Origin of the sequence: Bifidobacterium mizhiense (assembly GCF_020884755.1) — a bacterium.
In the GTDB taxonomy this organism is placed as follows: domain Bacteria; phylum Actinomycetota; class Actinomycetes; order Actinomycetales; family Bifidobacteriaceae; genus Bombiscardovia; species Bombiscardovia mizhiensis.
This window is the reverse complement of record NZ_BPWE01000001.1, coordinates 547,132-565,158: the sequence shown is the minus strand read 5'-3', so window position 1 is coordinate 565,158 and position 18,027 is coordinate 547,132. Positions and strand designations below refer to the sequence as shown.

General features: G+C 61.0%; 16 protein-coding genes, 3 tRNA genes and 1 pseudogene. 13 read left to right on the top strand and 7 right to left on the bottom strand.

Translation table 11 applies throughout. The features are described from left to right. Positions 1–7: 7 nt before the first annotated feature. From LPC22_RS02490 to LPC22_RS02480, 4 genes and pseudogenes are all read right to left on the bottom strand, one after another. Positions 8–418 carry an MscL family protein gene (locus LPC22_RS02490; RefSeq protein WP_373312880.1) on the bottom strand — a complete coding sequence of 137 codons (411 nt, stop codon included), beginning with the start codon at positions 416–418 and terminating at the stop codon, positions 8–10. A 688-nt stretch (positions 419–1,106) separates the two neighbouring features. Continuing rightward, positions 1,107–1,445 (bottom strand): annotated as a pseudogene (locus LPC22_RS08440) (SAF domain-containing protein); the annotation flags it as partial. A gap of 72 nt (positions 1,446–1,517) precedes the next feature. Next, complete coding sequence (locus tag LPC22_RS02485; protein ID WP_024626815.1) at positions 1,518–1,730, bottom strand: FmdB family zinc ribbon protein; 213 nt, start codon at positions 1,728–1,730, stop codon at positions 1,518–1,520. A gap of 101 nt (positions 1,731–1,831) precedes the next feature. Beyond that, entirely contained in the window at positions 1,832–2,509 is a 678-nt protein-coding gene (locus LPC22_RS02480) for a 5-formyltetrahydrofolate cyclo-ligase (RefSeq protein WP_229131878.1), read from the bottom strand. A gap of 80 nt (positions 2,510–2,589) precedes the next feature. Here LPC22_RS02480 and LPC22_RS02475 point away from each other — a divergent pair, with 80 nt between their 5' ends. The 13 genes from LPC22_RS02475 (at position 2,590) to rpmG (ending at position 12,819) form a co-directional block, all read left to right on the top strand. Next, on the top strand, positions 2,590–3,243 hold the full coding sequence (locus tag LPC22_RS02475; protein ID WP_229131877.1) for a GNAT family N-acetyltransferase: 654 nt from the start codon (positions 2,590–2,592) through the stop codon (positions 3,241–3,243). Positions 3,244–3,319: 76 nt separating this feature from the next. After that, entirely contained in the window at positions 3,320–4,750 is a 1,431-nt protein-coding gene (locus LPC22_RS02470; RefSeq protein WP_229131876.1) for a hypothetical protein, read from the top strand. 178 nt (positions 4,751–4,928) lie between these two features. Next, positions 4,929–5,222, top strand: a complete 294-nt coding sequence (groES, locus tag LPC22_RS02465) for a co-chaperone GroES (protein ID WP_015022393.1) — start codon at positions 4,929–4,931, stop codon at positions 5,220–5,222. Between the two features lie 119 nt (positions 5,223–5,341). Continuing rightward, complete coding sequence (locus LPC22_RS02460) at positions 5,342–6,442, top strand: histidinol-phosphate transaminase (protein ID WP_229132309.1); 1,101 nt, start codon at positions 5,342–5,344, stop codon at positions 6,440–6,442. Positions 6,443–6,620: 178 nt separating this feature from the next. After that, entirely contained in the window at positions 6,621–7,109 is a 489-nt protein-coding gene (nrdI, locus tag LPC22_RS02455) for a class Ib ribonucleoside-diphosphate reductase assembly flavoprotein NrdI (protein ID WP_229131875.1), read from the top strand. Between the two features lie 65 nt (positions 7,110–7,174). Further along, the gene (gene nrdF, locus LPC22_RS02450) at positions 7,175–8,170 is read left to right on the top strand and encodes a class 1b ribonucleoside-diphosphate reductase subunit beta (RefSeq protein WP_229132307.1); all 996 of its coding nucleotides are present in this window, start codon (positions 7,175–7,177) and stop codon (positions 8,168–8,170) included. A 175-nt stretch (positions 8,171–8,345) separates the two neighbouring features. Continuing rightward, positions 8,346–8,843, top strand: coding sequence for a class Ib ribonucleoside-diphosphate reductase assembly flavoprotein NrdI (gene nrdI / locus LPC22_RS02445; protein WP_015022389.1), 498 nt, complete (start codon positions 8,346–8,348; stop codon positions 8,841–8,843). 51 nt (positions 8,844–8,894) lie between these two features. Next, the gene (gene nrdE / locus LPC22_RS02440) at positions 8,895–11,090 is read left to right on the top strand and encodes a class 1b ribonucleoside-diphosphate reductase subunit alpha (RefSeq protein ID WP_229131874.1); all 2,196 of its coding nucleotides are present in this window, start codon (positions 8,895–8,897) and stop codon (positions 11,088–11,090) included. A gap of 170 nt (positions 11,091–11,260) precedes the next feature. Then, positions 11,261–12,256 (top strand): class 1b ribonucleoside-diphosphate reductase subunit beta, encoded by a 996-nt coding sequence (gene nrdF, locus LPC22_RS02435; RefSeq protein ID WP_029678084.1) that lies wholly within the window; start codon positions 11,261–11,263, stop codon positions 12,254–12,256. 116 nt (positions 12,257–12,372) lie between these two features. Continuing rightward, positions 12,373–12,454, top strand: a tRNA-Tyr gene (locus LPC22_RS02430). A gap of 1 nt (position 12,455) precedes the next feature. Further along, positions 12,456–12,527, top strand: a tRNA-Thr gene (locus LPC22_RS02425). Positions 12,528–12,531: 4 nt separating this feature from the next. Then, positions 12,532–12,605 (top strand) — tRNA-Met (locus LPC22_RS02420). A gap of 46 nt (positions 12,606–12,651) precedes the next feature. Next, complete coding sequence (rpmG, locus tag LPC22_RS02415) at positions 12,652–12,819, top strand: 50S ribosomal protein L33 (protein ID WP_015022386.1); 168 nt, start codon at positions 12,652–12,654, stop codon at positions 12,817–12,819. Between the two features lie 160 nt (positions 12,820–12,979). Here rpmG and LPC22_RS02410 read toward each other — a convergent pair whose 3' ends face one another. The 3 genes from LPC22_RS02410 to LPC22_RS02400 all read right to left on the bottom strand — a co-directional run bounded on the left by LPC22_RS02410 (position 12,980) and on the right by LPC22_RS02400 (position 18,022). Continuing rightward, entirely contained in the window at positions 12,980–14,311 is a 1,332-nt protein-coding gene (locus LPC22_RS02410) for an O-acetylhomoserine aminocarboxypropyltransferase/cysteine synthase family protein (protein WP_229131873.1), read from the bottom strand. Between the two features lie 112 nt (positions 14,312–14,423). Continuing rightward, positions 14,424–16,205 (bottom strand): ATP-binding cassette domain-containing protein, encoded by a 1,782-nt coding sequence (locus LPC22_RS02405; protein WP_229131872.1) that lies wholly within the window; start codon positions 16,203–16,205, stop codon positions 14,424–14,426. Continuing rightward, positions 16,202–18,022, bottom strand: a complete 1,821-nt coding sequence (locus LPC22_RS02400) for an ABC transporter permease (protein ID WP_229131871.1) — start codon at positions 18,020–18,022, stop codon at positions 16,202–16,204. The genes LPC22_RS02405 and LPC22_RS02400 overlap by 4 nt, the downstream gene beginning before the upstream one ends. Between the last annotated feature and the right edge of the window lie 5 nt (positions 18,023–18,027).

The following is an 18,027-nucleotide window of genomic DNA, read 5'->3' as shown; positions in this document are numbered from 1 at the left end:
GCTGATCCTAATCCTGACCCTTGGGCAGTTCGGTTCCGTCCTGTTGCCTGTCTGTACCTGTTGACCGGTGGATATCGTCGGCGATCTGGCGAAGCAACTGCAGGCTCTGGTCTTGCGGGCTGGGTGCATTGGGCTGGTCCTTGATGCCCGAGGCCGCCCGGCTCAGTTGCCGCAGCTTGTTGATGGGCATGATGATGCAGAAGTAGACGGCGATGGCGATCAAGAGGAAGTTGAGCAGGGCCGTCAGAATGGCGCCAAAGGAAATAGTGGCGTTCCGGTAGCTGATGGTCAGGAGTCCTGACAGGTCCGGTTTGCCGAAGATCATGGCGATCAGCGGGCTGATCAGATTGTTGACGATGGCGTTGACCACGCTGGTCACCGCAGAACCCATGACCACGCCCACGGCCATATCCACCATGGATCCGCGCGAGATGAACTGCTTGAACTCGCCCAGCACGCCCTTGTTGCTGATCTGTGAGATTTTGTGGACTGCTTCGGCGGTATCCTTGGCCGCCACTTGATTGATCGAGGCCATCCTGCATCCTTCCGTAGCTGATGTCAGGCATGGAGTGCCCATACCTGCTTCTTCCTCCATTATCGTGGGCCCAGAATGGTTTCGGTTTTCCGACATGATTAGAGGGTGTTGGTGCGGGAGTGCTGTCGGGGCGGATGGCGATGACGGGGGTTGATGGATCCAGCGACAGCAAGAGCAGAGCCTGACCAGCGTTCAGAGCGAAGACGGCCTGGGACGCTTGCCGGACTTGGTCGCCCTCCCGTCCTTCCGGGTCGGATCGGTCCCTGGGAATTGTCTGCGCCGGTTGTAGCGCCAGAGCTTTCTCGGCTATCATGCAGTTTCCGCTGCCTGAGGCCTGCCCGGAAGTAGGTGTCTGCAGGTCGCTGGTTTGCTGGCTATGGGGAAGCCCTGGTGTCCTATCAGAACCTGGTCGGTCTTGGGCGGGATGCGGGCTGGCGGCGGATGGGCAGTTCCCCGAAGCCAGCAAACTCACCTGGTCGCCAGCCTGCAGGTTGCCCGGATCGTCGGCAAGGCGGACCGTCACCGGGGTCGTTCCGGGTGGCTGTGCCGGTCTGCTACTGATCATGGCCGTGGTCAGCGGTTGCCCCGAATGGACGCTGATCATCAGCCGCCGTCCGCGGACTTGTGCAAACGAGGAGATCAGGCCGGGCAGACCTTCCCTATCATGCATGATCCGCGTTTCGACCATGGCAGGTTCGATGGCTGATCCGCGTGCAATGGGTCGTGCGGCGACCAATATAGACAGGTGGCCTTGGGCCTGGATCAGGATCTGCAAGGTGCAGAAAACTGCCAGCCCCAATGCCAGGGCGGTCCCCAGGCGCCTCAGCCGAAAAAGTCGCCGTCGGCGGGTCAGGGATCCGGCTGCCGTTGAGGGCTTACCCTTGTTGCTGAAGATGGAAAAATCGACCATGTCCCCAGCCTGCCAGAAGCTTGGCCGGCGTCAGGGTCTGCATGGTCGATGTGGTCGAATGTGCCTCTTGGTCTACTTGCTGCTTGTAGAGCTCGAAGAGGAGGATGAGGCTCCGTCGGTCCGGTAGAAGCCATGGCCCTTGAACTCGATGGGCACTGCGGAGAAGATCTTACGGACCTGCTGTTGCCCGCACTTGGGGCAGATGGTGATGGGTTCGTCGTTGAAGGACTGCTCCTTGGTGAAGTCGTATCCGCAGTTCTTGCAGCGATAATGATAGGTGGGCACCGTTCTTTCCCTCCGCTGATGGTCGGTTCGCGCGACGATTGGTTCAACACCCAATATCCTAGTGGTGGCTTCGACCAGAAGAATCGGTACCGGGCCTCTCGTCAGCCTTGTTCATCACTATTATGGTCTGTGCCGGGCCTTCGTGACAGACCTGTGGCTGTGGGCGTGAAACCTTCAGGCGTCAGGACTGCATCCACGGGGAGATCATGGTCCAGATGGGGCAGGGGGGCTTCCACGAATTCGCCGGGCCAGCAGATGCCCACCACTGGGGACTGTTCGGCACGCAGGCCTAGAGCCCGGTCATACCAGCCGCCGCCCCGACCCAGACGAATGCCGGCATGGTCGATGGCCAGCGCTGGCACCAGAATCAGATCGGCCTTACCCAAGACCCGTGCCGGCAGGGCAGGCATATCGGGTTCGTCAGGCCGCCAACCTGGAATCCGCTTCATGTCATCCAGATCCTGCCGGGATTGCAATCGACCCCAACCTACCTGGGTGCCTGTTCCCAGCATGGGGATGAGCACCTGGTCGCCCCGGCCCAGTAGCAGGTCCAGGCTGGGGTCCATGGCTATCTCCCCGCGAATGGAGGCAAAAGCAGCTACGGTCAGGCTTTGGCCGCCTCGGGAGCGTTCGACCCTGGCAAGTACCTGGCCTGCCAGCAGATCGGCAAGCTTGCGCCCTGCGTCCAGGCACTGGGTCAGGTCGATACGTCGTCGGGCTTCAAGCAGCCGGCTGCGTCGATCCTGCTTGTCCCTATCGATGCGTTCCTGCTCGTTCATGTCCTCAGTTCTACCAGCAGGGGGTTCTCCCTGGTGGACGCATGTCTGCCTCAGCTGCCGTTCGGTGAGAACATGGAGTCATGTCGGTTCTGCATACCTTCCGCCAGGTCTGGCAGGGTTCCCGAGCCCGTTCGGACCATGCCCTGGATTTGCCTGACGGTCTGACTGCGCCCCCGGGTCATGGGGACTTCCTACTGAGGCCCATCCGCGAGGGCGACCAAGCAGCCTGGAACGCGGTCCGATGGAGAAATCGCGATTGGCTGGCCCCGTGGGAGTCAGGGGATCCCCGCCACGGGCCTGGCATGACCTATGCCCAGTGGATGCAGGAGCTGGAACGTGCCCGGCAGGAGGGCACTACCGCGGTCTTTCTGATGGAGTTTCATCAGAGCATCGTGGGGCAGATTTCCCTGGGCGCCATCCGCTACGGATCCATGCGTACAGCGACAGCGGGCTACTGGGTGGATCAGGATTGGATTGGTCATGGGTTCGCACCCCTGGCTCTGGACATGCTGGCTGACTGGGCATTCAGAGACAGGAGGGGACCCCATCTGCACCGGCTTGAGGTGGCGATTCTGCCTGAAAACGAACGATCCCTGCGCGTAGTCCAGAAGCTGGGCATGGAGCCGGAGGGGCTGCGCCGCAGTTACATGTATGTCAACGGACAGTGGCGGGACCACCTGACCTTTGCCTGGATCAGCGACCAATTCGATCCGGATTTGCTGGCTCGTCTATGAGCCCCTGGGACGGACATGGTCGACACGCTGAGTTTGACTTGCCGCTTGGGGCATACCGTCAACTAACGTAGTACCTATGGTTTATGAATCACTCAGCAGCATCGTGGTTTTGGTGATTGCAGTGATTCTGGTGCTGGGTTGGTTGCCGTTTCGCACCGTCAAGGGCATGAAGCGGGCCTCGGAGCATCGCCAGGACAGGCTTTCCACCTCCCTGCATATGGTGGGTCGGGAAGACGGCATGAGGTTCTGCGACAGGCAGTCGAGGACGGTGAAAGGGTTGGTCATGCAGCAAGGGCAGCAGGATGGCAACCGGCGCAGTCAAGCCCAGCGCATCAAGCAGATCAGACAGTTGCGCCGCGCGGCCATACGTCGTCGTCGCATCCTGGTCCTTGCCCTCTTGGTCGTCACCCCGCTGGTGGCTGGTTGCTCCTTCCTTATGGACTACAGCCCATGGTTTACTCTGATTCCCCTGGCGCTGGTGGTGGTGGTGTTGGTCGCTGGCGCGCATGCTTCGGCCCAGGCCCGGGCCTGGGAGCGCAATTTAGCCCAGCGGCGTGCCCGGCAGCGTCGTCAGCAGGCAGCCATTCTGACTAAGAGCAGGACCCCCAGCAAACCTGGGCAGGCCAAGAATGAGGGCGGCACGGAAACTGCCACGGATGTGCTTGATCAGGGTGAGATTCGTCAAACACTGGCCCAGGCCAAGGCTGATCAGCAGGCAGCCCTCAAAGCCAGGCAGCACAACTCGGCCAAGCCTGCAAAGTCTACAGTCAATAGCAACAAGGCCAAGAGTTCAGCCGGGTCCGCCAAGTCGAGCGAAAAGACTGCTGCACAGACCGCACATACGTCGAACAAGCCGTCCGCCGCCAAGAAAGCCTCTGCACGGATCCCAGCCAAACAAACGGCTTCTCGACTGGAGGCTTCGAAACCGGTAACTACCAAATCTTCAAGGGCCCAAGAGGCTGCCTCCAAGCCAGCAGCGCCCAAGTCGTCAGTGGACAAGTCCGCCGCCTCTCCGCAGTCGGCATCCGTGCAATCCGCTACCACACGGGCAGGTAAGTCTGGATCGGTCTCTGTGTCTGCCGGCAAAGAGCGCCCAGCTTCGTCGGCTCAGTCCTCCACATCCGGGGGATCATCGTCCTCGGCAAAGGCTCAGGACGATGCCACCAATGAACTCAAGCGCATCAATCCCTCTCCGGCCTTGGACGCCTTCGGTATGGCGGCGGGCCAGGATCTGATCTCCTTCTCCCTGGGTTCAGCCCGTGGTGAGGGATCGGACAAGGGCGGCAAGAATAACGAAGACGAGGGTCCTCACAGCCTGGAGATCAAGTCCACCCGGCAGGTCTCCGTGGCCCGTCCCCCCGAGAAGAAGAAGGCCGATGGGCAGCCCGACGACTTTCACAAGAGGGAGATGCAGGCTCAGGTCGAGGTGCCCGACCGCAGCGAGGACTCCCTGTCCATCGGCGTGGAGGCCATATTGGCTCGGCGTCGTCCGGCGGACAAGTCCTGAGGGACCAATCGGCGATCATTCTTTCACCACCAGCGTTAGCACTCAAGTTGGCAGAGTGCTAATTTCGCGCTACTATGACTTGTAGCGCAAAGGAATGCGTGGTGAGTGTTCGTCAGCCTCTCATCGACGTTCCGGCGTGGGTTCATTGGCTGTTCTCACAAGATGTAGGAGGTCCACAGTGTCGATTTCACTCACACCGTTGGAAGACAAGATCGTCATCAAGCAGGCTGAGGCGGAGACCAAGACCGCTTCCGGGCTGGTCATTCCCGATACCGCCAAGGAGAAGCCCCAGCAGGGCGAGGTGCTGGCGGCAGGCCCCGGCCGTCGTGACGACAAGGGCGAGCGCATCCCTATGGATGTCAAGGTTGGCGACAAGGTTCTGTACTCCAAGTACGGCGGCACCGAGGTCAACTACGGCGGCGAGGACTACCTGATCGTGTCCGCGCGCGACGTTCTGGCCATCCTCAAGTAAAGAGGCGGTGATATTGGCCCCTGGTCCTGCGTAAGGACCGGGGGCCATTCGCGTCTCGGGAGGACCGTGCAGCGGAACAGACACTGCAGGAGCATATGGCGGCCACTAGCATGGTGCCCATGTACTATCGTCATCGCGCCAGCATTGATTCCCTTCCCGGATACCGGCAGGGCAGTCCGGCACCAGCCGTTCCCGGGTTGACCAGCTACAAGATCTCCAGCAACGAGAACCCCTATCCGCCCCTGCCCGGCGTGGTCCAGACCGTCTCCGAACAGGCCTTGGGCCATCTGAACCGTTATCCGGATATGCGTGGCACCTCTCTGGTAGAGCGGCTGGCCCAGCTGCACGGGGTGGATCCCGCATGCATCCAGCTGGGATGCGGGTCCACTGAGGTCATTACCCAGCTGGTTGACCTGGTGGCCGGCCATGGCGACCAGGTGGTCTATCCCTGGCGCAGTTTCGAAGCCTATCCCATCATCGTCACCTCGGCTGGAGCCACAGGTGTGCCCGTGCCCTTGGATAAAGAGGGGCGGCATGACATCGATGCCATGATCGCCGCGGTCAACGACCACACCAGACTGGTCATCGTCAACAATCCCAACAATCCGACTGCGACCAACGTCGACCGCGACCAGGCCGAACGTCTGCTGCAGGCTCTGCCCGCCGACCTGCCGGTGCTCTTTGACGAGGCCTATATACAGTTCAACGACGACCCTGACCGCGCCGACGGATTGTCGCTCATGCGCGAGCATCCCAATGTGATAGTGGCCCGGACCTTCTCCAAGGCCTACGGACTGGCGGGGCTGCGGATCGGATACGCCGTGGCTGCCGAGCCGATCATTGCCGGCATGAACAAGGTGGCCCTGCCCTTCGGCGTCTCCGATGTGGCCCAGACGGCGGCAATGGCCAGCCTGGACGCACAGGACCGCCTGGCCGAACGGGTCCAGGCACTCAAGCAGGAGCGGGCTAGAATCCTGGCTGGTTTGCAGGAGCAGGGGTGGAATATCCCCCAACCTCGAGCCAACTACTACTGGCTGCCTCTGGGCCAGGCCGCCACGCAGGCTGATCAGCGTTTCCGTGATGCAGGCCTGTCGGTCAGAACCTTCCCTGGTGAGGGCATCCGCATCACTGTGGGGGAGCGGGAGGCCAACGACCGTGTCCTGGAGGTTTGCGCCGACCTGCGGCGACAGGGTCTGCCACAGGGGCCAATCTCTGACTGACGGCCGCCATGGTGCGAGTGTAAAGGCAAATGCTTGCCGTCTCTGTCCTTGTATGGAATCTCACAGCGGAGGTGGTTTTGCTTCTGTGAACTTGTGTCGTCTTGGATAAACCTATATATTGTGGTTGGCTGGCCAAGTCAATCCAATATATAGTGTTTACCAAGGAGCAGCAGTCCCTATGTCTTCAGCAGATATGGATCGGCACGATCCTCCCGATGGTGCCTCCAGGCTGGTGTATTTCTCCAGCGTCTCCAACAACACCCACCGCTTTGTGCAGCGGCTGGGCGTGGAGGAGCCCATCCGCATCCCCTTGTACGAGCGGCGCCAGCCCATGCCCGTTATGGATGCGCCCTACCTTCTGCTGGTGCCCACCTATGGTGGTGGGTCAGCCAAGGGGGCCGTGCCCAAGCAGGTCATCCACTTCCTGAACAATCCGGTCAACCGCGGACTGATTCGCGGGGTCGTCACCTCGGGTAACCGGAATTTTGGCAGCGCCTATTGTGCGGCCGGCCCGCTGATAGCCCGCCGGTGCGGTGTCCCTGAGCTCTATCGCTTCGAGCTGCTGGGCACCTCGGAGGATGTTCAGGCGGTCAGAGCCATTCTGGCCGGAATGGGAGTGCAGCTCCAGCAGCAGTCGACTGATTCACGAAAGGCGGTTTTGTCATGAGCCAGCAGGAAAGCACCAAAGAGAGCACCAAGTCAGAGGCCGGTGTCTATGCCGACGACGAGATGATGCGCAAGTCCATCACCCCGCCCCAGTACCGTGTCACCCCTGAGGCCAGGATCCGTCCGGTCAACTGGAACAACATCACCGACGAGAAGGATCTGGAGGTCTGGAACCGCCTGGTCTCCAACTTCTGGCTGCCCGAAAAGGTGCCGCTGTCCAATGACATCCCATCCTGGAATACCCTGACCGATCATGAGCGTCAGACCACCGTCCGCGTCTTCACCGGACTGACCATGCTGGACACCACCCAGGCCACCATCGGCGAGCTGGTGCAGATCGATCACGCCCGCACCGAGCAGGAGCAGGCCATCTATACCAATATCGCCTTCATGCAGTCGGTCCACGCCCGCTCCTACTCCTCGGTCTTCTCCACCCTCTGCTCCAGTGAGGAGATCGACAAGGCCTACCGCTGGGCTGTGGCCAACGACGTCCTCCAGGAGCGCGTCCACACGGTCCTGCACGAGTACGTCAGTGAGGATCCCCTGAAGCGCAAGGTGGCCTCCACCATGCTCTCCTCCCTCATGCTTTACGCGGGCTTCTACCTGCCTCTTTACTTCTCCAGCCATGCCAAGCTGATGAACACGGCCGACATGATTCGGCTGATCCTGCGCGACAAGGCCATCCATGGCTATTACTCGGGCTACAAGTATCAGCGGGGTCTGGAGGAGAGGACCCAGGCCGACCAGGCCATGCTGGAGAAGTTCACCAACGATTTGCTGGACAAGCTCTACGACCTGGAGATGGTCTACTCCGGGCAGATATATGACGGCTTCCCCTTCGTCGATGATGTCTTCGCCTTCGTTCGCTACAATGCCAACAAGGCACTGATGAACCTGGGCTACCCGGCCCGGTTCGCAGCCGACCAGACTGATGTCAGTTCGGAGATCCTGGCGGCCCTGTCGCCATCGGCCAACGAGAACCACGATTTCTTCTCGGGTTCGGGCTCCTCCTACGTCATGGGGCACTCCGAGTCCACGGACGACGACGACTGGGACTTCTGAACGAATCGGAACCGGTGTGATATTGGGCACAGAAAACCCTAGATATGCTCACCGTTTCCGATATCAACAGCACATATAGTAGTTCAGGCTCGCGCTGGGCGGGTTCTGATCGGTCCGTCCTCAGGGCGGGCATCACCGTCAAGACAGGCTCTGGATGGCCTGATCAGGAGGAAGCATGGAGCAACAGCAGACCGCCGGAACTGATTCGGAGCTCAGCGCTCCCGAGTTCGCCGCCCAGGGTCAGCGCCTGGGGGCTGTGGTCTACTTCTCGTCGGCCTCGCGCAACACCGCCCGGTTCATTGCCAACTGCCATTTGGATGACGAGGGGATTGACGTCTTCCGTATCCCTCTGAGACCCAAGGATCCGCCGCTCAACATCCGGCAGCCCTACATCCTGATCGTTCCCACCTATGGGGGCGGATCAGCCAAGAAGGCGGTCATGCCGCAAATCAAGCGCTTTCTGAACGACCCGGCCAACCGGGCCGGCATCCGCGGGGTCATCGCCTCGGGCAACACCAACTTCGGGGAGGCCTTCTGCATGGCGGGGGACATCATTTCCCGCAAGTGCAATGTGCCCTTCCTCTACTATTTCGAGCTCATGGGCACCAAGGAGGACCAGGAGAAGGTCCGCCGCGGGGTTGTGGATTTCTTCCGCAACCACCCCGAGTCCTGAGCCAATTTCATTACACGCACTATCACAGCAATACTCATGAAAGGACACCCGATGGGAGCAAACGAGGACACGTCCCTGGCCCTGGATAGGACCGCATCCGAGGATGAGGAGACCTTCGATCCGGCTCACGACTACCATGCCCTGAACGCCATGCTGAACCTGTACGACAAGGACGGCAGGATTCAGTTTGACAAGGACCATGAAGCCGAGCGCCAGTACATGGACCGGCACGTGCGGCCCAACACCATGACCTTCCCCTCCACGGCTGAGAGGATTGCCTACCTCCTGGATCACGAGTACTACGACCGGAAGGTTTTTGATCGTTACACACCGGAGTTCCTGGACAAGATCTATCAGCATGCAGCCGAGAGCGGTTTCGAATTCGAGACCTTCCTGGGTGCCTTCAAGTTCTATACCTCCTATGCGCTGAAGACCTTCGACGGCAAGCGCTACCTGGAGGACTTCCCCCAGCGCTGCGTGGCCGTGGCCCTGGAGCTGGCCGACGGGGACGAGCAGGCCGCCATGAAGTACACGGATGAGATCATCTCCGGCCGCTTCCAGCCCGCCACCCCCACCTTCCTGAACCTGGGCAAGGCCCAGCGCGGTGAGCCGGTCTCATGCTTCCTGGTGCGCATCGAGGACAACATGGAGTCCATCTCCCGCGGCGTCAACGCCGCCCTGCAGCTGTCCAAGAGGGGCGGCGGCGTGGCCCTGCTGCTCAGCAACCTGCGCGAGATGGGTGCACCCATCAAGCACATCGAGAACCAGTCCAGCGGCGTGGTCCCGGTCATGAAGCTCCTGGAGGATTCCTTCTCCTATGCCAACCAGCTGGGTGCCCGCCAGGGTGCCGGCGCCGTCTACCTGTCAGCCCACCACCCCGACATCATGCGCTTCCTGGATACCAAGCGGGAGAACGCGGATGAGAAGATTCGCATCAAGTCCCTGGCCCTGGGCGTGGTCATCCCCGATATCACCTTCGAGCTGGCCAAGCGCAAGGAGCCCATGGCTCTCTTCTCGCCCTACGACGTGGAGCGGGTCTACGGCAAGCCCTTTGCTGACATCTCCATCACCGAGCACTACGAGGAGATGGTCAAGGACAAGCGGATCCACAAGAAGTACATCGACGCCCGCGACTTCTTCATGACCCTGGCCGAGATCCAGTTCGAGTCCGGTTACCCCTACATCCTCTTCGAGGACACGGTCAACAAGGCCAACCCCATCGACGGCCGGATCACCATGTCCAACCTCTGCTCGGAGATCCTGCAGGTCCAGGAGCCCAGCACCTACTCCGAGAACCTGAACTATGAGCATATCGGCCGCGACATCTCATGCAACCTGGGGTCCCTGAACATCGCCAAGGCCATGGACGGCGGCCTGGCCGACACGGTCGAAACCTCGGTGCGGGCACTGACCTCCGTCTCCGACCACACCAACATCGAGGCTGTTCCCTCCATCAAGCGGGGCAACGATGAGGGCCATGCCATCGGCCTGGGTCAGATGAACCTCCATGGCTTCCTCGCACGCGAGGGCATCCACTACGGATCCGAGGAGGGGCTGGACTTCACGGACATGTACTTCATGACCGTGGCCTACCACGCCTACAGGGCCTCCCATGCCCTGGCCGTGGAGCGGGGGAAGGCCTTCGCCTCATTCGCCAAGTCCGACTACGCCAAGCCGGCAGGCCAGGGGAACTACTTCGACAAGTACACCGAGGGCAGCCGTTCCCTGGAGCCCAGGACCCAGCGGATCAAGGACCTCTTCGACCAGTACCAGGTCCACATCCCCACGGTTGAGGACTGGAAGGAACTCCAGGCGGCCATCCTCAAGGACGGCATCTACAACCAGAACCTCCAGGCCGTTCCTCCGACCGGGTCCATCTCCTACATCAACCACTCCACCAGCTCCATACACCCGATTGCCTCCAAGATCGAGATCCGCAAGGAGGGCAAGATCGGGCGCGTCTACTACCCGGCTCCCTACATGACCAACGAGAACCTGGACTACTTCGAGGATGCCTACGAGATTGGCTGGAAGAAGATCGTGGACACCTACGCCGAGGCCACCCAGCATGTGGATCAGGGGCTCTCGCTGACCCTCTTCTTCCCTGACACGGCCACCACCCGCGACCTGAACAAGGCTCAAATCTACGCCTGGCGCAAGGGGATCAAGACCCTCTACTACATCAGGATCCGCCAGCAGGCGCTGGAGGGCACCGAGGTCGAGGGCTGCGTCAGCTGCATGCTCTAAGGCGTCTGCCCCAAGGCATATGCAATCCCAGGTCGGTGCCGTCTTTGAGGGCGGCGCCGGCCCTTTGGTATCCACATCCACAGGCCGGGTCCGTCCATGCGGTAGACTGACGGTCCAGTCATGATCCGCTTCGCACTGTCGAACACCTATCCAACAAGGAGCAATCAACCATGGTCCCACCCATTTCCATTCCCCGGCAGCCGCTGAAGCTGATCGACCGGGTCTCCGCCATCAACTGGAACCGTCTGGAGGACGAGAAGGACCTGGAGGTCTGGGATCGTCTGACCGGCAACTTCTGGCTGCCCGAGAAGGTTCCCGTCAGCAATGATCTGCCCTCCTGGCAGGCCATGAGCGAGGAGGAGCACACTCTGACCATGCGGGTCTTCACCGGGTTGACCCTTCTGGACACCATCCAGGGGACCGTGGGTGCCGTCAGCCTGATCCCGGATGCACTGACCCCCCATGAGGAGGCTGTTTACACCAACATCGCCTTCATGGAGTCGGTCCATGCCAAGTCCTACTCCTCCATTTTCTCGACTCTGGCTTCCACCCCTCAGATCGATGCCGCCTTCGAGTGGAGCGAGCACAACGAGTTCCTCCAGCGCAAGGCCCAGATCGTTCTGGACTACTACGAGGGCGACAACCCTCTGAAGCGCAAGGTGGCCTCCACCCTGCTGGAGTCCTTCCTCTTCTACTCGGGCTTCTACCTGCCCATGTACTTCTCCAGCCATGCCAAGCTGACCAACACGGCTGATCTGATCCGTCTGATCATCCGCGATGAGGCCGTGCATGGCTACTACATCGGCTACAAGTACCAGAAGGGACTGGCCAAGGTCTCCGACTCCGAGCGCCAGGCCATGAGCGACTACACCTACGAGCTCCTGGGCGACCTGTACGACAACGAGGTGGAATACACCGAGAGCCTGTACTCCGGGGTGGGCCTGGTGGAGGACGTCACCAAGTTCCTGCGCTACAACGGCAACAAGGCGCTGATGAACCTGGGCTATCCTGCCCTCTTCCCCTCGGACACCACCGATGTGAATCCCGCCATCATCGCATCCCTGAGCCCCAATGCCGACGAGAATCACGACTTCTTCTCCGGCTCGGGCTCCTCCTACGTCATGGGCAAGGCCGTGGAGACGGACGACGACGACTGGGATTTCTGACCTGTCTGTCCCGCTCTGACGCGGAAGACACGACGTTGGAGCGGGACTTGCGGAAAACAGAAAAACATGTCATTATAGGCAAGTTGCCGTACGGAGCTCCGGTTCTAGTGCGACATGGCGGATTTCCCAAGCGGTCAAAGGGAGCTGACTGTAAATCAGCCGCGTAATGCTTCAGAGGTTCGAATCCTCTATCCGCCACGCCTCGGTAGCTCAGTGGCAGAGCACTTCCTTGGTAAGGAAGAGGTCGTGAGTCCGATTCTCACCCGAGGCTCTCTGGCGGGGTAGCTCAGCTGGCTAGAGCGTACGACTCATAATCGTAAGGTCAAGAGTTCGAGTCTCTTCCTCGCTACTGTGGCCGACATACGTCGGTCGTGCAACGACTATAGAGGTGAACCATGGCAAAAGCCGCAGATATCCGTCCTGGCATTACGCTGGCGTGCACCGTGTGCAAGGAGCGTAATTACATTACGACCAAGAACCGTCGTAACACTCCTGACCGTCTGGAGCTCAAGAAGTTCTGCCCCCGTTGCGGCAAGCATACCCTGCACCGGGAGACCCGCTGAGTTCTTCCTGTCTTTTGGCTTCATCAGGACCCGACCAAATGGTCGGGTCCTTTTTTATACACAGGTTTTTCTTTATGCAAATCTGCCTATATGCCTGTTCCGCATTGTTTGAAGATACTGCTGGGAGCAGAACGGGTTTGGTGATGTAGGGGACTCAGCCTTAGAAAGTGCCCTGGTAGGCGGTCGCAAATGCCTGATCCAGATCGGCGATTAGGTCGTCCGGGTTCTCCAGGCCTACGGAGATTCGAATCAGGTCGTCGCCCACACCGGCGCTGAGGCGGTAGGGTTCTGGAACCTCCCTGTGGGTGATCCTGGCCGGGTCCACAATCAGGGTGCGACAGTCGCCGATGTTAGGCATATAGCTCATGAGATGCACCGAGTCCACAATGCGCTTGACCTGCTCGTAGCCTCCCTGGACTTTGAAAGACAGGATCGTGCCGACGCCCTTGGGCAGCAGGGTCGAGGCCAGGCGGTCCTGCTGGTCTGCATCCCCTTGGTGCCGACCCTCGGGAATGCCCGAATAGTTGACCTGCTCCACCTGGGGAATGGTCAGCAGGTGGCGGGCCAGAATTGTCGCCGTCTTCACCTCGGTGGCGACCCGCTGGGGCAGAGTCTCAAGGCCGGTCAGCTGCAGGTAGGCGGTGAAGGGGCTCATGACCGCTCCGAAGGTATGTAGGTACTTGGTATGGACCCTGCGGAGAAAGGCCATCTTGCCGAAGGCATCCAGAAAGCTGACCATGGACCCGTGCCGCTCGTCGCTGATGATCAGTTCGGGCTGGCTCATCTGTGGGAAGCGGCCGTTGCCCCAGTCGAACCGTCCTGCGTCCACGATGACCCCGCCCAGGGAGTTGCCATGGCCGCTGATCCCCTTGGTAGTCGAATGGACGACGATGTCGGCACCGAAGTCGATCGGGTTGAGCAGGTAGGGCGTGGGCACCGTATTGTCGATGATCAGGGCCAGCCCATGCCGATGGGCCAGGTCGGCCAGGCCGGGGATGTCGGCTATGGCCGTGGACGGATTGGCTACGGACTCAGCGAAGATGGCCCTGGTGTTGTCCTGGATCAGAGATTCCACCGCGTCAAGGTCGTTGATGTCGTCCACAAAATCCGTTTCAATGCCGAAGTTGGGAAAGAAGGTCTTCATGGTATCCACGGAGGTTCCATAAAGATCGACAGGGGAGATCAGCCTCCCGCCACCTTCGGCTGCGCACATGAGGGCGGATGACACGGCGGCCATCCCTGAAGCCATGGCCACAGCCCCCTTGCCACCCTCCAGACTGGCAAGACGCTCCTCCAGGACCTTGACCGTGGGGTTGGCCAGGCGCGAGTAAGAGAACCCTTGAATTTCGCCGGCGGCCAGGGCATCTCCCCGGTCGGCGGTGACCATGTCAAAAGCCGCCGACTGATAGATGGGGACGCTGGACGCGCCTTCGCCCTGGCTTTGACAGTCATAGCCGTCATGGACGGCTTTTGTTGCAAATCCTTTGCTCATGCGGGTGTCTTCCTCTGCTTATGTCCGGTCGTGAATCCTTCACTAGCCCACCATCGAATCTTCTTTCTGGGTCTCGGGCAAGGCTCCGCTCATAGGTGTTCCTTATTGCCCGCTATCGGGAGGTTGCCTTGCCCAGGTATGCCTGGCGGACACGTTCATCATTCAAGAGCTGTCTGGCGGGCCCCTCCAGACGGATCAGGCCGTTCTGCAGCACGTACCCGTAGTCGGCGATGGACAGGGCCAGCTCGGCCTGCTGCTCGACCAGAAGGATGGAGATGCCCAGTTGATCCCGAAGGGAGGCGATCTGCTCAAGCACCTGGTCGACCAGCTTGGGGGAGAGACCCATGGTCGGCTCGTCCATGCATATCAACCGGGGATGGCTCATCAGGGCCCTGCCGAAGGCCAGCATCTGCTGCTCGCCTCCTGAAAGGGTGCCGGCCTGCTGCCCACGACGTTCGGCCAGGCGGGGGAAGCGCTCATATATAGCTTCCAGATCCTGCTCAATCTGACTGCGTTCCCTTTGGGTGTAGGCACCCATGCGCAGGTTCTCTTCCACGCTCATGGCGGCGAAGACCCTTCTCGCCTCAGGCACCGAGGCGATTCCGGAACGGACCCGATCCTTGGTGGGGGTGTGGGTGATTTCCCGTCCATCCAAATGGATGGTCCCCTCCTTTGGGGCCAACAGGCCCAGGATGGTCTTCATGGTTGTGGACTTGCCCGAAGCATTCCCGCCCAGAAGGGAGACGATGCCGCCTTGGGGAACGCGAAGACTGACATGGTCCAGGGCCTTGACCGGGCCATAGCTCACATTGACGGCATCCAGGGAAAGCAAGGTTCGGTCCCCTTCGGTGGTTGGCTTCCCCCCATCGTCATCAGACGACTCAGCTTTGGTTTTTAGCTTGGTTCCTGTGCTGTCGGAATCCTGGCCATCGATCGGTTCTACAACGGTGGCCGGAGCCAGGGCGTTCTGCCGGGCCAGAACATCTGCCTGCCCGTTCATGGGGGCATCGTTGCGGGGTCTGCGGTCGCCCAGGTATGCGGTGATGACGCGGGGATCGGCACTGACCTGCTTGGGAGGTCCGGAGGCGATGATCCTGCCGCCGTCCATGGCGATGACCTGGTCGCACAGTGCTTCGATCAGGTCAATCTTGTGCTCTACCAGGAGCATGGTCTGGCCCTGGGCCTTGAGTTCCAGGAGCTGCTGCAGCACCTCGGCGGTCTCCGACTGGTTCATTCCTGCCGTGGGCTCGTCCAAAACCAGGATGTCGGGGGAGCTGACGTGGGCTCTGGCTATCTCGGTGCGTCGTCGGTTGGCGTAGGAGAGTGTGTAGGCGGCCTGGGTGCGATGTTCCTCCAGGCGCTCGCTGAATCTGTCAATTTCGGACTGGACGGCCTTGCGCTCGACGACCGCCTCCCTCCGGCAGGCGGGACCGGGCACCAGCGTCAGCCAGGTCTGCGTCAGCAGGGGGATCCATCGCAGGATGGGCCACCGCTCCAGGCGGCGAAAGGGTCTGCGGGCTTCCAGGCGTCTATGGAACCCTACAGCTACATTCTCCTCAACGCTCATGGTCGGAAAGACCCTGCCGTTCTGGAAGGTGCGGGACACCCCCTGCTCGGCCATGTCCGTAGCGGGTAGGCCGGTCACGGTGCGTCCCTTAAGGCTGATCTGGCCCGAGTCGGGCTTGAGAAAGCCGCAGATCAGGTTGATGGTCGTGGACTTGCCTGATCCGTTGGGGCCGATAATGCCTATCACCTGGCCGGATGCCAGATCCATGTTCACGTCGGCCACTGCCTGCAGTCCCTGGAAGCTCTTGCTCAGATTGCGCACGCTGAGCAGGGGCTGATCGGGACTGTCGCGTACAGGTTCGGGATTGTGCCGGCTGCCCGTCATCATGCCCTCCTTTTGGTTGAGAACAGACCCTGTGGTCTGCAGATGATGAAGATGATCAGGACGAGTCCGTAGGCCATGATTCTCACCTCGGGCAGGATGCGCAGCAGTTCAGGGGCCCCTACCAGGATCAGGGAGCCGATCACGGCTCCGGTCGGGGATTTCATGCCACCCAGGACGATGATGGTCAGAATCAGGGTCGACATGGTCGGGTTGAAGAGGGTCGGGTCGATATAGGTGTACTGGTGCGCCAGCAGGGCGCCTGCGATACCCGTAGCACCGCATGCCAGGGCGTAGGCCAGCGCCTTGTAGGCCCCTGTCCTGATCCCCAGGGACCAGGCAGCTTGTCCGTCCTCGCCGATGGCTTCGAAGACGTGACCCAAGTGTGAGGACCTGATCCGAGAGATCACTGCGAGGACTAGTAGAAGAACGATCAGGTCCAGTAGGTACTGCATCTGCTGGGTGTAGAGCGGCTTGCCAAGGAAGGTCGGTAGCGGAATGCCCTGCAGACCTAGCGAGCCCCTGGTCAGAGGTTCCCAGATGCGGATGATGGCGACCATGACTGCTCCCACCCCTATGGTGGCGATAGCCACATAGTGGCCACTGAGCTTCCATACCGGGAATGTCAGCAGGGATGCGGCCAAGGCCGCGATGACGGCCGCGCCCAGCAGGGAGAGCGTGAAGGGCCAATGCAGACGCATGGTTAACAGAGCCGAAGCGTAGGCTCCCACGGCCACAGGTCCCGCCAACCCCAGGATGGTCTGCCCGGCCGAGCCCGAGATCAGCGTCAGGCCCACTGCGGCAATGGCGTAGATGGCAACCTGGGTCCCGATGCCGGCCAGATGGTCGGAGAAAATGAATGGGGTGGCCAGAGCGGCTGCCGCAAGGCCGAGGTTGGCCCAAAGTGGCAGTCGGATGGGTCTGGCGGCTTCCGGGAGGGTTCCGGTCATGGGCTCCTTGCCCATGTCTGCCTTGCGGCCCAGGAATCCTGAAGGTTTGAGGATCAGAACCAGCAGGAGGGTGCCGAAGGTGATCAGGTCATGCACACCATCGCCGAAGAGTCCTACGCCGACGGCCTCGGCCAAACCCAGCACCAGGCCACCGATGATGGCTCCGGGGATGGAGCCCAGCCCGCCGATGGCGGCGGCCACAAAGGCCGTCATGCCGATGGCGTTGCCGTCCATGGGGTTGATGTTCGTCTTGAACAGACCGATGAAAATTCCGGCGATACCAGCCAGGACCGAGCCGATAACGAAGGCTATGGTGCGAATGGAGGTGACCGGTACTCCCATCTGCAATGCGGCCTGGGAATCCTGGGAGGTGGCCCTGATGGCCTGTCCGGTCCTGCCGTAGGTCAGGAAGGCCCAGAGCGCAGCCATGCTGGCCAGGGCGACCAGACCCATGACCAGGTCGGAGGTGCCGAAGCTGATGCCCAGCGCATGCAGGTTGTGGGTGGGCAACAGCTGGGGGAAGGCCCTGGTCTGAGAGCCGAAGATCAGCTGCATCCCGTTATCCAGGACCTGTCCTAGGCCAACGGTGCCCAGGAGGGCTGCAATTGGCTGCCGGCCCTCCAGGGGGATGATGACCAGGAGATTGGTGACCAGACCGACCAGGCCTGTGACCAGGACGACGGCCAGGATGGTGGGGATGAGCCCCCAACCGAGGGTGGAGCCCACCCACCATCCTGTCATCATGCCGACCGCTACCAGCGACCCCTGTGCGAAGTTGGCCACATTGGTCACTCCGAAGACCAGGGACATACCCACGGCGGCCAGGGCGTATACGCCGCCGTGGATGAGTCCGGAAAAGAGCGTCTCGACCATGATCG